The sequence below is a fragment of the Glaciibacter sp. 2TAF33 genome (assembly GCF_052114945.1).
Lineage (GTDB): Bacteria > Actinomycetota > Actinomycetes > Actinomycetales > Microbacteriaceae > Cryobacterium.
The window spans coordinates 50,639-65,144 of sequence record NZ_JBFRFS010000013.1 but is presented as its reverse complement, the minus strand read 5'-3'; the positions used below and the strand labels follow the sequence as shown (position 1 = coordinate 65,144).

15 protein-coding genes are annotated in these 14,506 nt (G+C 70.3%); 9 read left to right on the top strand and 6 right to left on the bottom strand.

Annotation, left to right across the window (positions count from 1 at the left end; all coding sequences use genetic code 11):
• Window positions 1-13: 13 nt before the first annotated feature.
• Genes AB4Y94_RS14515 through nagA form a run of 6 tightly spaced genes read left to right on the top strand, consistent with a single transcriptional unit; the run spans window position 14 to window position 5,765 of the window.
• On the top strand, window positions 14-928 hold the full coding sequence (locus AB4Y94_RS14515; RefSeq protein ID WP_441728602.1) for an SIS domain-containing protein: 915 nt from the start codon (window positions 14-16) through the stop codon (window positions 926-928).
• Window positions 925-1,890 (top strand): ROK family protein, encoded by a 966-nt coding sequence (locus AB4Y94_RS14510; RefSeq protein WP_441728601.1) that lies wholly within the window; start codon window positions 925-927, stop codon window positions 1,888-1,890. Before AB4Y94_RS14515 ends, AB4Y94_RS14510 begins: the two co-directional genes overlap by 4 nt.
• A complete protein-coding gene (locus tag AB4Y94_RS14505; protein ID WP_441728599.1) occupies window positions 1,887-2,939 on the top strand; it encodes a 1-phosphofructokinase family hexose kinase in 1,053 nt (350 codons plus the stop codon). Before AB4Y94_RS14510 ends, AB4Y94_RS14505 begins: the two co-directional genes overlap by 4 nt.
• The gene (locus tag AB4Y94_RS14500; protein WP_441728597.1) at window positions 2,936-3,793 is read left to right on the top strand and encodes a class II fructose-bisphosphate aldolase; all 858 of its coding nucleotides are present in this window, start codon (window positions 2,936-2,938) and stop codon (window positions 3,791-3,793) included. The genes AB4Y94_RS14505 and AB4Y94_RS14500 overlap by 4 nt, the downstream gene beginning before the upstream one ends.
• On the top strand, window positions 3,790-4,575 hold the full coding sequence (locus AB4Y94_RS14495) for a DeoR/GlpR family DNA-binding transcription regulator (RefSeq protein WP_441728596.1): 786 nt from the start codon (window positions 3,790-3,792) through the stop codon (window positions 4,573-4,575). Before AB4Y94_RS14500 ends, AB4Y94_RS14495 begins: the two co-directional genes overlap by 4 nt.
• Complete coding sequence (gene nagA / locus AB4Y94_RS14490) at window positions 4,572-5,765, top strand: N-acetylglucosamine-6-phosphate deacetylase (protein ID WP_441728594.1); 1,194 nt, start codon at window positions 4,572-4,574, stop codon at window positions 5,763-5,765. Before AB4Y94_RS14495 ends, nagA begins: the two co-directional genes overlap by 4 nt.
• Window positions 5,766-5,894: 129 nt before the next feature.
• Here nagA and AB4Y94_RS14485 read toward each other — a convergent pair whose 3' ends face one another.
• The 4 genes from AB4Y94_RS14485 to AB4Y94_RS14470 are packed head-to-tail and all read right to left on the bottom strand — an operon-like array spanning window position 5,895 to window position 9,993.
• On the bottom strand, window positions 5,895-7,205 hold the full coding sequence (locus tag AB4Y94_RS14485; protein WP_441728593.1) for an MFS transporter: 1,311 nt from the start codon (window positions 7,203-7,205) through the stop codon (window positions 5,895-5,897).
• Between the two features lie 8 nt (window positions 7,206-7,213).
• Window positions 7,214-8,017: an HpcH/HpaI aldolase family protein gene (locus AB4Y94_RS14480; protein ID WP_441728592.1), complete on the bottom strand. Its 804-nt coding sequence runs from the start codon at window positions 8,015-8,017 to the stop codon at window positions 7,214-7,216.
• 2 nt (window positions 8,018-8,019) lie between these two features.
• Complete coding sequence (gene dmpG / locus AB4Y94_RS14475) at window positions 8,020-9,048, bottom strand: 4-hydroxy-2-oxovalerate aldolase (protein WP_441728590.1); 1,029 nt, start codon at window positions 9,046-9,048, stop codon at window positions 8,020-8,022.
• A gap of 3 nt (window positions 9,049-9,051) precedes the next feature.
• Window positions 9,052-9,993 carry an acetaldehyde dehydrogenase (acetylating) gene (locus AB4Y94_RS14470; protein WP_441728588.1) on the bottom strand — a complete coding sequence of 314 codons (942 nt, stop codon included), beginning with the start codon at window positions 9,991-9,993 and terminating at the stop codon, window positions 9,052-9,054.
• A gap of 141 nt (window positions 9,994-10,134) precedes the next feature.
• Here AB4Y94_RS14470 and AB4Y94_RS14465 point away from each other — a divergent pair, with 141 nt between their 5' ends.
• Window positions 10,135-10,902 carry an IclR family transcriptional regulator gene (locus AB4Y94_RS14465; RefSeq protein ID WP_441728587.1) on the top strand — a complete coding sequence of 256 codons (768 nt, stop codon included), beginning with the start codon at window positions 10,135-10,137 and terminating at the stop codon, window positions 10,900-10,902.
• A 62-nt stretch (window positions 10,903-10,964) separates the two neighbouring features.
• On the opposite strand, the gene AB4Y94_RS14460 is transcribed toward AB4Y94_RS14465, so the two are convergent.
• Window positions 10,965-12,203 (bottom strand): MFS transporter, encoded by a 1,239-nt coding sequence (locus AB4Y94_RS14460; protein WP_441728586.1) that lies wholly within the window; start codon window positions 12,201-12,203, stop codon window positions 10,965-10,967.
• 169 nt (window positions 12,204-12,372) lie between these two features.
• Here AB4Y94_RS14460 and purU point away from each other — a divergent pair, with 169 nt between their 5' ends.
• Complete coding sequence (gene purU / locus AB4Y94_RS14455) at window positions 12,373-13,242, top strand: formyltetrahydrofolate deformylase (RefSeq protein WP_441728584.1); 870 nt, start codon at window positions 12,373-12,375, stop codon at window positions 13,240-13,242.
• 29 nt (window positions 13,243-13,271) lie between these two features.
• Window positions 13,272-13,628: a YrdB family protein gene (locus AB4Y94_RS14450; protein ID WP_441728583.1), complete on the top strand. Its 357-nt coding sequence runs from the start codon at window positions 13,272-13,274 to the stop codon at window positions 13,626-13,628.
• A gap of 78 nt (window positions 13,629-13,706) precedes the next feature.
• Here AB4Y94_RS14450 and AB4Y94_RS14445 read toward each other — a convergent pair whose 3' ends face one another.
• Window positions 13,707-14,492: a glucosamine-6-phosphate deaminase gene (locus AB4Y94_RS14445; protein ID WP_441728582.1), complete on the bottom strand. Its 786-nt coding sequence runs from the start codon at window positions 14,490-14,492 to the stop codon at window positions 13,707-13,709.
• Window positions 14,493-14,506: the final 14 nt, after the last annotated feature.

Sequence of the window (14,506 nt, the reverse complement as noted above, 5' to 3'; positions counted from 1 at the left end):
AGGAAGCTCGCTCATGCCAGACCTTTCCGCCGGAAACACCGCCCCACTGGGATCCCTGATGGCCGCGGAACTTGCCTCCCAGCCCGAGACCTGGGCTCGTGCCTTCGGCCTGGAAGCGGAGCGGGCGCTTCTTCCCGCGTCCGGGCGCCGGGTCGCGGTGGTCGGCTGCGGCACGTCCTGGTTCATGGCCCAGGCCTATGCAGCGCTGCGGGAGAGTTCCGGGCACGGTGAAACCGACGCGTACGCAGCATCCGAGGCCTTTGTGAACCGTGGCTACGACGACATCGTCGCCCTCACCCGGTCTGGCACCACCACCGAGGTGTTGGAACTTGTCGCGGCGAACCGCGGCAGCACCCACATCATCGGGGTGGTCGGCGACGAGTCCTCCCCCTTCGTCGACCAGGTCGACGACCTGGTCGCCCTGCCGTTCGCCGACGAGAAGTCGGTCGTGCAGACGCGGTTCGCCACCACCGCCCTCGCCTTCTTCCGCGCCTCCCTCGGCGAAGACCTCACCGCGGCGATCAGCGACGCGGAACGGGTCGTCGGCGCCGACCTCGACCCCGAACTGGTGGAGGCTGAACAGTACAGCTTCCTCGGCCGGGGCTGGACGGTGGGCCTCGCCCATGAGGCGGCCCTCAAGATGCGCGAGGCAGCGCAGGCATGGACCGAGTCCTACCCGGCCATGGAGTACCGGCACGGGCCGATCAGCATCGCAGCGCCCGGGCGGGTGGCCTGGATGTTCGGCGCACCACCGACCGGCCTCGACGCCGACGTCCGCGCGACCGGTGCCCGGTTCGTGGCGAGCGGGCTCGACCCCCTCGCCCAGCTGGTGCAGGCGCAGAAGCTCGCGCTTCTGCGCGCCAGGGCCAGGGGGCTGAACCCCGACCTGCCGCGGAACCTGACCCGATCTGTCGTCCTCGAACCGTGACCCCACCGGCGAGCCCCACTCCCACGATCGGCAGCGGCGCTGCCGTGCTGGCCTTCGACGTGGGCGGAACTGACACCAAGGCGGCGTTGTTCGATGGCGCCGGTGCCGTGCTGGGCCTCAGCCGCACGCCCACGGCGCATCGGGGCCCCGACACGGCAACCGCCGTCATCGCGCGGCTGGGGGAACTGGCGAGCGACCTGGCGGGGCGCTTCCCCCTGGTAGTCCCGCTGGCCGCCGGCCTCGTCGTTCCCGGTCTCGTCGACGACGAGCGCGGGGTGGCGATCCAGGCCGCGAACCTGGACTGGGCCGACGCGCCGTTCCGCCGACTCGCCGCCGACCGGCTCGGCCTCCCGGTGGCGTTCTCCCATGACGTGCGCGGGGCCGGCCAGGCCGAGTATCGGCTCGGCGCGGCGCGGCCCTACCAGGATGTGGTGGTGATCGTGGTCGGCACCGGGATCGCCAGTGCCATCTTCCTCAACGGCCGCGCCCACGTGGCCGGCGGCTACGCGGGCGAGATCGGGCATTCCGTGATCGACCCGGCCGGCCTGCCGTGCAGCTGCGGAGCGCGCGGCTGCCTGGAAACCGTTGCCTCTGCGGGAGCGATCACCCGGCGCTACCAGGAACTCACGGGCATCCGCCCGCACGGCGCCCGCGATGTGCGGGAGCGCGCCGAGGCCGGCGACCCCGCGGCGCGCGGGGTGTGGGACGGCGCGCTGGATACCCTAGCGCTGGGCATCGCCCAGCTGGCGGCCGTCCTCGCGCCGCAGGCCGTCGTCATCGGCGGTGGACTGGCCCAGGCCGGGGACGCCCTGTTCGAGCCGCTCCGCCAACGCGTCGAGGCGCTGCTCAGCTTCCACCGCCGCCCCGTTCTGCTGCCGGCCGAGATCGGCGAGAACGCCGGCCTCATCGGCGCCGCCCTGATCGCCCGTGACCTCTCTCCCCAGCCCGTGGCGTCGTCGTGATCATCACCGTCACACCGAACCCGGCGCTCGACCTCACCTACGCGCTGCCCGAGATCGACCTCGGCGAGTCCCACCGGGTGCCGACCGCGATCATGCGCGCCGGGGGGAAAGGACTGAACGTCGCCCGCGTCCTGCACCAGACCGGACGCCCCGTGCTCGCCGTCACCGCAGTCGGCGGACTGCCCGGCGACGAGTTCGCCGCCGAGCTGGCCGCCAGCGGCGTGCCCCATCACCTGGTCCGGGTCTCCGGAACCACCCGCCGCACCATCGCTTTCGTCGAGCACGGGGCCGAACACGGGCGCGAGCGGGCAGGCGAGGAGCGGGACGACGGCCGCACCGGCACGGGCGAGCGGACGACCAATTTCAATGAGCGGGGCCAGGACCACACCCCGGCCGAGTGGCAGCATCTGACGGATGCGATCACTCCCGCGCTGGGCGCAGCAGAGTGCCTCGTCGGCTCCGGCAGTCTCCCGGCGGGTGCGGATCCCCGATTCTTTGCCGGGTTGGTGTCGCTCGCCCGCGCCACCGGACTGCCGAGCGTGATCGACACCTCGGGCGACGCGCTGCTGGCGGCTGCGGAAGCGGGAGCGACGGTGGTGAAACCCAACCAGCGGGAACTCGCCGAGGCGACCGGCGACGCCGATCCGGTGCGGTCGGCCCGCCGTCTGCTTGCCCTCGGCGCCGGCCTGGTGCTGGTCTCCCTCGGCCCCGCCGGGATGCTGGCGGTGTCGTCCGCGGCCCCCCACGGCATCTGGCGGGCGCGCCTCCCCCGGGCGCTCCGCGGCAATCCCACCGGCGCCGGCGACGCCGCCGTGGCGGCCGCGGCCGCCGCCCTCACCGGCGCGTCCCAGGCCGCTCGCACCCGGGCGAATACGGTGGCCGACGCGTTGGCCGACCCGACGGCGATCCTCCGCCTCGCGACCGCCTGGTCTGCGGCCGCGGTGCTGATGCCGCTAGCCGGGGAAATCTCCCCCGACCACGAGTCACTCGCCGCCGACGTCGCCGTCGACTACCTCCTCGACACCGCATTCAACGGAGACGATCAATGACCCTCGCCCCGACTCGCGAACTGATGCACGCCGCCGCGGCGGCCGGCACCGGCATCGGCGCCTTCAACGTCATCCACCTGGAGACCGCGGAGGCGCTGGTGACCGCCGCCGAGCGGGCGGGGCTGCCGGTGATCCTGCAGATCTCCCAGAACTGTGCGACCTACCACGGCGGGCTGGAACCGATCGCACTGGCCAGTCTCGCTCTCGCGCGCCGGGCATCCGTTCCGGTGGCACTGCACCTCGACCACGCCGAAGATGCGCAGCTGGTGCGTGAGGCGGTCGATCTCGGCTTCGGGTCGGTGATGTTCGACGGCGCCAGCCTCCCGTGGAGCGAGAACGTCACAGCCACCGCCGGGATCACCGCCCATGCCCACGCGGCCGGCGTCTACGTGGAAGCGGAACTCGGCGTCGTCGGCGGCAAGGACGGTGCGCACGCGCCCGGGGTCCGCACCGACCCGCGGGAGGCCGCCATGTTCGTGGCGGCGACCGGCGTCGACGCGCTCGCCGTCGCCGTCGGATCATCGCATGCGATGACCAACCGGGTCGCGGCGCTCGACCTCGACCTCATCACCCGCCTGCACGCCGCGGTCGCCGTGCCGCTGGTGCTGCACGGCTCGTCCGGCGTCGACGACGCGCAGCTGGTGCACGCGATCCGGGCCGGCATGACCAAGATCAACGTGTCGACCCACCTGAACGGCTTTTTCACCGCCGCGATCGGACGGTACCTGGGCGCGCACCCGCACGTGGTCGACTCGCGGAAATACGTCGCGGCCGGCCGTGACGCCGTCACCGCCGAAGCAGCCCGGCTGCTGGCGGTGTTCGCACTCGAACCGGGCACCGGGGAGTCAGCATGAATCGCGCCGAACGGCTGGGCGCCGTACTCGACCTGCTCGCCGACACCGGCCAGCTCGAGGTCGAGGACATCATCGTGAAGCTCAACGTGTCGGCGGCCACCGCACGGCGCGACCTCGACACCCTGGCCAGCCAGCAATTGCTCACCCGCACCCGCGGCGGAGCGATCGGCCAGTCCGTCGCCTACGACCTGCCGATCCGGTACAAGCGGGAGAAGCACGCGCAGCAGAAGCGGCGGATCGCCGAAGCCGCGAGCGCACTGGTGGACAGGGGTGCGGTGATCGGGCTGTGCGGCGGCACCACCAGCACCGCAATCGCCACTGTGCTCGGCAGCCGCGCCGACATCATGGCGGCCTCCCCGCATTCCTCGCTGACCGTGGTCACCAACGCCATCAACATCGCGGCGCAGCTCGCGATGCGTCCGCAGATCAAGACGGTGGTCACCGGTGGTGTCGTGCATTCCCGCTCCTATGAGCTGGTCGGCCCGTACAGCGATGTGGTGCTCGGGAAGATCACCATGGACATCGCCTTCATCGGGGTCAACGGCATCGACCCGGTGGTCGGGGCGACGGTGCACGACGAACGGGAGGCGGCAGTCAACTCGCTGATGGCCCGCCGCGCGACGCGGGCGATCATCGTGGCCGACTCCAGCAAGATCGGCATGAACGCCTTCGCCACCATGGGCGACGCGAAACTGTTCGGCACGCTGATCACCGATTCCGGCATCACGCCGGAGCAGCTGGCCGCGTTCAACGACAACGGCATCGAGGTGATCGTCGCATGAGCACTCCCCGCACTGTGATCCATTCGGCCCGCCTGGTCACCGGGGGCACCGTCGCCGACGGCGCCTGGGTCGGGTTCGACGGCGGAACCGTCGCCGGCGTCGGCACCGGGGGCGGCTGGCGAGCGTGGGCGACGGATGCCGCGGCGTCCGCCAGCGGCGGCGGGGCGGTCGAGGTGATCGACGCCGGCGGCAGCTGGCTGACCCCCGGTTTCATCGACATCCACTGCCACGGGGCCGGCGGCGCCGCGTTCGACGACGGCGCAGACGATGCGGCGGCCATCGCAACCGCGCTGGCGGTGCACCACGCGCACGGCACCACTCGCCTGGTGCTGTCCCTGGTCACGGCGAGCCAGGCCGACCTCGAAGCCCGCGTCGCCGCGATCGCCGACGCGGCCGATGGCAATCCGCTGGTGCTCGGCGCGCATTTGGAGGGGCCGTTCCTCGACGACACCTTCCGCGGGGCGCACGACCCGGCGCTGCTGCGCTCCCCGGACCCGGCGTCGATCGCGGCGCTGCTCGCGGCAGGGAGGGGACGCATCCGCCAGGTCACACTGGCTCCTGAGCTGCCCGGCGCCGACGCCGCGATCGACGCCCTGGTCGCCGCGGGGGTGGCCGTCGCGGTCGGCCACAGCGCCGCCGATTATGACACCGCCCGCGCCGCGTTCGACCGCGGCGCCACAATCCTGACGCATGCCTTCAACGGCATGCGCGGAATCCACCATCGTGCCCCCGGGCCGGTCGCGGCGGCGACGCATTCCGCCGGCGTCACGCTCGAGGTCATCAACGACGGCGTACACGTGCACCCCGAGGTGGTCCGGCTGGCGTTCGCCGGCGCGCCCGGCCGGGTCGCACTGGTGAGCGACGCCATGGCCGCCACCGGATCCGCCGACGGCGCCTACCTGCTCGGAACGCTCGCCGTGACCGTCACCGACGGGGTCGCCCGGCTGACCGACGGCGGATCGATCGCCGGCTCCACCCTGACACTCGATTCCGCGCTTCGCCGAGCGGTCACCGAGGTGGGAGTGCCGATGGCGGATGCGGTCACGGCACTCACCGAGACCCCGGCGAGAGCGATCGGCCGGGGCGCCGACCTGGGGCGCCTGGCCGCCGGGTTCGCGGCCGACGCCGTGCTGCTCAGCCGGGAGCTGCAGGTCGAGGCGGTCTTCGCCGCCGGTATCCGTCTCGCCTGAGCGCTCCTGTCGCGCGTCCGCGCGGCGCGCCGCGGCGGTATGCGGCACTTACGCCGCTAGGCGGGTGGCGTGCCTGCCGCATAGCGGCGCAACTGCCGCCCAGGCCGAATCGGCTCTGCGGAACCGGGACTAGTCGAGCGGCTGGCCCGAGCGGTCCTTCGAGAAGGCGACGGCCACCAGCGACACAATGCCGCAGGCGATCACGAACAGCCCGACCGGGATGAAACTCTGGTTGAAGCCGGCCAACAGGGCGGTCGCGATCAGGGGAGCCGGCCCGCCGACCAGGGCGGCGCCGATCTGGTAGCCGAGCGAGACGCCGGTGTACCGCACGTCGGCGCTGTAGCTCTCGGCGAAGAAGGTGCCGAGCACCGCCCCGTACATCGACCAGATCACGCCGAAGCCGACAGTCACCGCGACGGCGAGCAGCAGGAATGAGCCCTCGTTGATCAGCCAAAAGTACGGGACGATGTAGATCATGACCAGGATCGCGCCGGTGATGAACATCTTCTTGCGGCCGACCCGGTCCGAGATGGCGCCGACCGCCAGCATCACCGGGATGGCGACGACGGCCGCGATCAGCACGGCGTTCAGGGCCTCGTTCCGCGCGTAGCCGAGGCCGACGGCGTAGGACACGGTGAAGGTGGCGAAGATGAAGAACGTCGACGTCTCGATGAACTTCGCGCCGATCGTGATCAGCACCGCCCGCCAGTGGTGGCGGAGGGTGGTGAACAGCGGCACCTTGGCCGTGGTGTTCGACTCCACGACCTTCGTGAACGACGGCGTCTCGGCAACCTTGTTGCGGATCCAGAGACCGACGGCCACCAGCACGATCGAGAAGATGAAGGGGATCCGCCATCCGAAGGCGAGGAAGTCGGCCTCGTTGAACAGCCCGGAGGCGGCGGATGCCGCCAGGTTTCCGATGGCCAGCCCGAACAGCGCACCGGTCTGCGGCACGGCGCCGTAGAGGCCACGCTTGTTCTTCGGCGCGTACTCGACGGCCATCAGCAGGCCGCCGCCCCATTCGCCCCCGAGGGCGAGGCCCTGCAGCAGGCGCAGCACGGTGAGGAGGATCGGCGCCCAGATGCCGATCTGGGCATACGTCGGCATCAGTCCGATCGCGACCGTCGCGATACCCATCATCGACAGGGTGATCACGAGGGTGCGCTTGCGACCGATCCGGTCGCCGATGTGGCTGAAGATCACGCCGCCGATGGGCCGGATCAGGAACGCCAGCGCAAACGACGCGAGCGAGAGCATCTGGCTGGAGACGGCGTCATCCGACGGGAAGAACAGCGGCCCGAAGACCAGGGCCGACATGGTGCCGTAGAGAAAGTAGTCGTACCACTCGACGGCGCTGCCCACGGCGCTGCCGACGAGCGCGCGGCGCCGAGTCGGCCCGTCGATCAGGGCGGCCTTATCGACCGGGGTTGGGGTGTCCATTGTTGCCGTCACGGGTTCGGCCTCTCATCTGTGAAGGGTAATGCGGGAAGAAAATTGGCCGAGGCCGCGGCGGCGAGGAACGACGCGTCAGTGCCGATCAGCAGCAGGCGCACTCCGCGTGAACGGTACGCGGCCGCCTCGGCGACGTCGGCACAGTGGATGCCGACCTGCCGGCCGGCCGAGCGTGCCGCATCGATGATTCGGGTGATCGCTGCAGCGTGTTCATCGCTGCCGAACGGCACGCCGAGGCTGGAGGCGAGGTCGGCCGGTCCGACCAGGATCACGTCGATGCCGTCGACCGCCACGATCTCGTCGACGGCGGCCAGGCCGGCCATGGTTTCGACCATGGCGACCACGAGCAGGTCATCGTTGGCGATGGCGCGGTGGCCGGCCAGGTCAAGGCCGTACACGGTCGCGCGGCCGGCCCCGAGGCCCCGTGCGCCGAGCGGTGGGAAACGGGTACCGCGGACGACCGTGCGGGCCTCATCGGCGCTTTCCACGCGCGGCACCACGATGCCGGCGGCACCGGTGTCGAGGGCGGAGCCCAGGTGCGCGTCCGGGCCGAGCACCCGAATGACGACGGATGCGCCGCGCACGTCACCGGCACGCACCAGCTGTTCCAGGGTTTCGATGCCGAAGGCGCCGTGCTCGGCATCAGCGACGACGACCTCTGCGCCGGCCACCGCGAGGATCTCGGTCACCGCCGGGTGCCCGATGAGTTGGAAGGTACCGAAGACCGCACCCTGGGCGATGGCATCGCGCAGGGTCTGCTCCGCCCGACCGGCGCGGAGCGGTGACGAGCCGTACGACAAATTCAGGCTGCCCTCTGCTTGAGCAGGTCGAGCGCCACGTCGACGATCATGTCTTCCTGGCCGCCAACCATCTTGCGGCGCCCCAGCTCCATCAGGATCTCGATGGTGGGGATGCCGTAGCGGGCGGAGGCGCGCTCGGCGTGCAGCAGGAACGAAGAATAGACGCCGGCGAAGCCGAGGCCGAGGGTCTCCCGGTCGACCTGCACCGGGCGCACCTGCAGCGGGCGCACGATGTCGTCGGCGGCGTCCAGGAGGGCGAAGACGTCGGTGCCGTGGATCCAGCCCATCTTGTCCGCCACGGCGACGAACGCCTCCAGCGGCGTGTTGCCGGCGCCGGCACCCATGCCGGTGAGGCTGGCATCGACGCGGTTCGCGCCCGCCTGCACGGCTGCCACCGAGTTGGCGACGGCCAGCGACAGGTTCTGGTGGGCGTGGATTCCGATCTCGGTCCCGGCGTCGAGCACGTCGCGGAGCGCGTTGACGCGGTCGGTGACGTCGCCCATGTTCTGGGCGCCGGAGGAATCGACGACATACACGCACTGCGCGCCGTAACCCTCCATCAGCTTGGCCTGCTTGGCCAGCTCGACCGGGGTGGTCATCGCGCTCATCATGAGGAAGCCGGTGGTGTTCAGGCCGAGCTCGCGCGCGGTCTCGATGTGCTGGGCCGAGACATCCGCTTCGGTGCAGTGGGTGGCGACACGCACGTAGCTCACGCCGGCGGATGCGGCGCGCTTCAGGTCGTGGATGGTGCCGACGCCGGGCAGCAGAAGGGTGGCGATCGCGATGTTCTCGGCGACCTCTGCGGCGGCCTCGATCAGTTCGACGTCGGAGTGCCTCGCGAAACCGTAGTTGACGCTGGAACCGGCCAGGCCGTCGCCGTGGGCGACCTCGACGCTGTCGACGCCGGCGGCATCGAGGGCGCCGACGATGTCGCGCACGTTCTGCACGGTGTACTGGTGGCCGACCGCGTGGCTGCCGTCACGGAGGGTGACGTCGGAGATGAAGAGCTTGTCTGTTGTGGGGTCGAACATGGCTTACGCCACCTCCAGTTCCTGCGCCCGGAGGGCGATCGTCTCGGCGGCGCGCATGGCGGCCGAGGTCATGATGTCGAGGTTGCCGGCGTAGGCGGGCAGGTAGTGGGCGGCGCCCTCCACCTCGAGGAAGATGCTGGTTTTCAGGCCGGTGAACTCGCCGACGCCGGGGACCATGACGGGCTCCTCGATGTATTCGAACTGGACCTCCTGCTTGAGGCGGTATCCGGGCACGTATTCCTGCACGCGGGCGGCCATCTCGGCGACCGCGTCGCGGATCAGCTGTTCGTCGACGACCTCGGAGAGGGTGAACACGGTGTCACGCATCATCAGGGGCGGCTCGGCCGGGTTCAGCACGATGATCGCCTTGCCCTTCTCGGCGCCACCGACCTTCTCGATCGCGTCCGAGGTGGTCTCGGTGAACTCATCGATGTTCGCCCGCGTTCCGGGGCCGGCCGACTTGCTGGCGATGGAGGCGACGATTTCGGCGTACGCGACCTTCGCGACGCTCGACACGGCGGCGACCATCGGCACGGTGGCCTGGCCGCCGCAGGTGACCATGTTGAGGTTGGGCGCGTCGATGTGCTCATCGAGGTTCACGGCGGCGATGCAGTACGGGCCGATGGCGGCGGGAGTGAGGTCGATCAAGCGGATGCCCGGCTTCGCGGCTTCCAGCTGGGTTGCGTTGTAGCGGTGCGCACCGGCTGAGGTGGCGTCGAAGACGATGTCGATGGTCTCGAACACAGGGCTGGCGATGAGGCCGTCGACGCCCGTCGAGATGGCGGTGACGCCCATGCTCTCGGCGCGGCGAAGCCCGTCGCTGTCCGGGTCGATCCCGACCAGCGCGGTGACCTTGAGGATTCCGGCGCCGCGGATCATCTTGATCATGAGGTCGGTGCCGATGTTGCCCGATCCGATGATGGCTGCGTGTGTCGGCTCCGACATGGCTGGCCCCTTTCACTGCGTTGTGGTGTCGGGCTTCGTTCGAAACTTCGGCACGCGTTCGATATATAGAACGCTATGGTCGGGCGGATGTCAAATCGAGCCGCATTTGCATGCCCGCGGAATCCCCGCTATTGATAAGGCATGGCCAGACTCACCCCCGCCGTTGTGCGCACGCTCGACATCCTCGAGCTGTTCCTGGCCGACGACCGGCCGCTGAGCGCCCCCGACGTCGGGCGGCTGACCGGCTTTCCGCGCACCTCGGTGCACGAGCTCCTGTCCACCCTGGTCGCGCGGGAGTACCTGCAGAAGGATGAGGCGGCGAACACCTACCGGCTCGGTGTGCGGCTGCTGCAGCTCGGCAACGCCTATTCCGCCCGGTTCGACATGCTGAAGTCCGCCAACGACGTGGCCAGGGAGATGGCCCACCAGACCGGCGAGACGGTGAGCGTCGCCCTGCTCGAGGGCGCAGACGCCTTCTACCTGGCCAAGGTGGAGGGCCGGGACAACCTGCGGTTGCCGTCGAGCATCGGCCAGCGCATCCCGGCGAACGTCACCGGGCTCGGCAAGACCCTCCTCGCCTACCGGTCGCCGCAGGCCGTCGCGGCGCTGTTCCCCGACCCGGAACACCTGCCCCGGATGACCGAGAACAGCATCGGTACGCTCAGTGAGCTGGAACGCGAACTCGAATCCGTGCGACGGGGCGGCGTCGCCTTCGAGCGGGAGGAGTCGACCCCCGGCGTGCGCTGCGCGGCAGCGCCGGTTCGCGACGCGTCGGGCGCCGTCGTGGCGGCGATCAGCACCTCGGTGCCGGCGGCCCGTTGGGAGCAGTACCCCGAGCAGCATTGGGTGGACCTGGTGCAGCAGGGTGCCGCGCGCTTCTCCGCCCTCCTTGGCTACGCGCTCAGCTGACCACTCCCCCATTTCCTCGCCGAACCAGGCACAGGGGGCCGAACCAGGCACAGGGGCATAGGTCAGGCGGACGCGAGGCGGCGCCGGATCACGAGGTCGGAGACGACCGAGAGCACCAGGGCCGCGACCAGGATCCCGACGTACGCGAACGGCACCACCCGAAGCCCGACAGTGTCCAGGAGCACCGCGCCGAGGAGCGCGCCGCCGCCGATCCCCGAGTTGAACGCGGTGGTGTAGAAGGCGCTGGACTGGTCCCGGATGCGCGCAGAGGCGGCATGCAGCAGCCGGGTCTGCAGCAACGGCGGCAGCGCGCCGAAGGCAAGACCCCAGAGCACGAACGCGCCGATCGCCACCGGAAGGTTGGCGGCGAAGACCGCGAGCACGGTGACGGAGATGGCGCACACGGTCACGCTGACCACGAGGCCCAGCTGGGGACGCGGACCGAACACGGTGCCGGCAAGCAGCAGCCCGACGGCCCCGGCGATTCCGTAGGCGAACAACAGCGGGGCCAGACTCGAGCCGTTCACGCCCAGGCCGTCGATCAGGAACGGCGCCACGTAGGTGTAGAAGGTGTAGTGGCCCACCATGATGAGGCCGGTGATGGAGCAGATCAGCACGACGGCCATCACGGTCGGGTCTCGGCGGGTCCTGCCGCCGGTGAGCGCTGTGGCGTCGGCATCCGTCGCCTTCTCGTGGATACCGTAATGGTCGACCGGGGGCAGGAACTTCCAGACCAGCACCGCGCCGACGAGCATGAGTACGGCCAGGGCGACGAAGGAGAGCTGCCAGCCGAGCACGTGCCCGGCCGCGGTGGCGATGGGCACCCCGAAGACGAAGGCGAGCGTACCGCCGGCGATCGTGATCGACACGGCGCGGCCGATCTGCGCCTTGGGCACCAGGTGCGCGGCGTATGCGCCGACGACGGCCCAGAACAAGCCGTGCGCGAGCCCGCCGATGATGCGCGACGCCACCACGAACTCGTAGTTCGGGGCGATCGCGGTGAGCACGTTGCTGACCGCGAAGGCGACCAGCACCCAGACGATCAGGCCGTGCCGAGGCAGCTTGCGGGTCAGGTGGGTGAGCAGCGTGCTGGTGAGCACGACCGTGAAGGCGAACCAGGTGACGAGCAGCCCGACCTGGGACTGGCTGACCCCGAGGGTGTGGCTCATGTCCGGCAGCAGGCCGGTCGGCAGCATCTCGGAGGTGACCGAGAGGAACACGGCCGCGGAGAGGGTGATCAGGCCGATCCAGGGGAATTTCGCGGTCTGGGTGGGGGCGGACGGAGTGGTGGTTCTGGACATCACAAGCTCACGGACAACGGATCCGGGTGGCCCTCCGACCGGCACAGGCGGGGGCAATGTTCGGATCGACTGCGCGCCAGCGTGCGCGCCCGGGGCCGTGCGTGTCGCCGACCACCGCCCAGTCTACCCGAGCGGCATCCGCTGCCCCAGAGGCCGGTAATCTGGGCGGATGAACAGTTCCGCCATGCCGGCCCACCACCACTGGGTGATCACGCTCGTCTGCCCCGACCAGCCGGGAATCGTGCACGCGGTCAGCGGGGCGATCGTGGAGGCGCGGGGCAACATCACCGAGAGCCAGCAGTTCTCCAGCGACGACACCGGCCGGTTCTTCATCCGGCTGCAGGTGGAGTCGCCCGCGGACCGCGGGGAGCTGGAGTCCGCCCTCGCCCCGGTGGTCGCCCGCTACGGCATGACGGCGGTCGTCGACGTCGTCGGGCGGCCCCTGCGCACGCTGGTCCTGGCGTCGACCGCCGGGCACTGTGTGAACGACCTGTTGTTCCGGCAGCACGCCGGCCAGCTCTCGGTCGAGATCCCGCTGGTGCTCAGCAACCACGGCTCCCTCCGCGACCTGGTCGGCTTCTACAGCGTGCCGTTCGAGTCGATTCCGATCACGGATGCCGCCAGCAAGGCCGGGTTCGAAGCGCGCGTGATCGAGGCGGTCGCCGAGCACGACATCGAACTGGTGGTGCTGGCCCGGTACATGCAGATTCTTTCTCCCGAGCTGTGCGCCGCCCTCGAGGGTCGCGCCATCAACATCCACCACTCCTTCCTCCCCGGCTTCAAGGGCGCGAACCCGTACAAGCAGGCGCACGCCCGCGGGGTGAAGCTGATCGGCGCGACCGCGCACTTCGTCACCAGCGACCTGGACGAGGGGCCGATCATCGAGCAGAACGTGGTGCGGGTTGACCACTCCCGCACCCCCGGCGAGCTGGTGGCGATCGGGCAGGACGAGGAGAGCCGCACGCTCACCCAGGCCGTCAAGTGGTTCGCCGAGAACCGGGTGCTGCTGGACGGCGCCCGCACCATCATCTTCAAGTAGGGCACCCAGCGGGCCGGTAGAATTACCGGGTGACAGATACCCGCGCTTCAGTGACTATCGGCCCGAACGACGTCCTGCGATTCGTGCTCGAACTGTTCGCGTTCGTGAGCCTCGGTATCTGGGGCTTTGTCGCCTGGCCGCTGCCCTGGCCCGGCGTGCTGATCGGCCTGGGCGCGCCGGCGCTCGCCATCCTGGCCTGGGCGCTGTTCCGCTCCCCCCGGGCCGTGTTCACGCTCGACCCGTTCGGCAAGGCGGTCGTCGAGATCGCCGTCTTCGGTGCCGCCGCCCTGGCCTGGTGGGACCTCGGCCAGCCCGTGGTCGCCGGCGTCTTCGCGGTCGTCGCGACCGTCAGCGGCGTGATCTCCGGCCGCAAAGAACTCGCCTGAGCCGCCGAACCCGCAGTTGTTGGGTCTAAGACGCGCGGATAAACCCAACGAGTGCGTTCTCGGCGAGGCGGGAAGCGGCTAGATGCCCTGCCAGGCGGGCTTGTTCGTCCAGGCGTAACGGTAGTAGGCCAGGTTCGACAGTTCGGCGGCGGCCGCTTCGTCCACCACGACCGTCACATGCGGGTGCAGTTGGATGGCCGAGCCGGGCTGGCTGGCCGTGACCGGCCCCTCGACCGCGGCGGCGATCGCGTGGGCCTTCGCCGCCCCGAAGGCGAGCAGCACCAGGTGCCGTGCCCGCAGGATGGTGCCGAGCCCCTGCGTGATGCAGTGCATCGGCACCTCCGCCGGGGAGTCGAAGAACCTGGCGTTGTCGGCCCGGGTCTTCTCGGTCAGCGTCTTGACCCGGGTGACGGAGGCGAACGACGAGCCGGGTTCGTTGAACCCGAGGTGGCCGGTGCGGCCGATTCCGAGGATCTGGATGTCCACTCCGCCCGCGGCGACGATCGCGCGCTCGTAGTCCTCCCCGGCCGTTTCAATCGTGGCCAGATCGCCGCCCGGCACGTGGATGTTCGCCGGGGTCAACCCGAGCGGCTCGACCACGTCGCGAGCGATCACGGCGCGGTAGCTTTCCGGGTGCCCCGGCGGCAATCCGACGTACTCGTCGAGCGCGAACCCGCGCACGCCGGACACATCGAGCGGCGTGGCCGCGAACGAGCGGGCCAGCGCGTTGTAGACGGGCAGCGGCGTCGACCCGGTTGCCAGCCCCAAAACCGTCGTGGGACTGGATTCGATGAGCCGACGGATCGAATCGGCGACCAGTTCTCCGCCGGAAACCGCATTCTCGACAACAACGACTTCAGCCACTCAGCACCACTCCC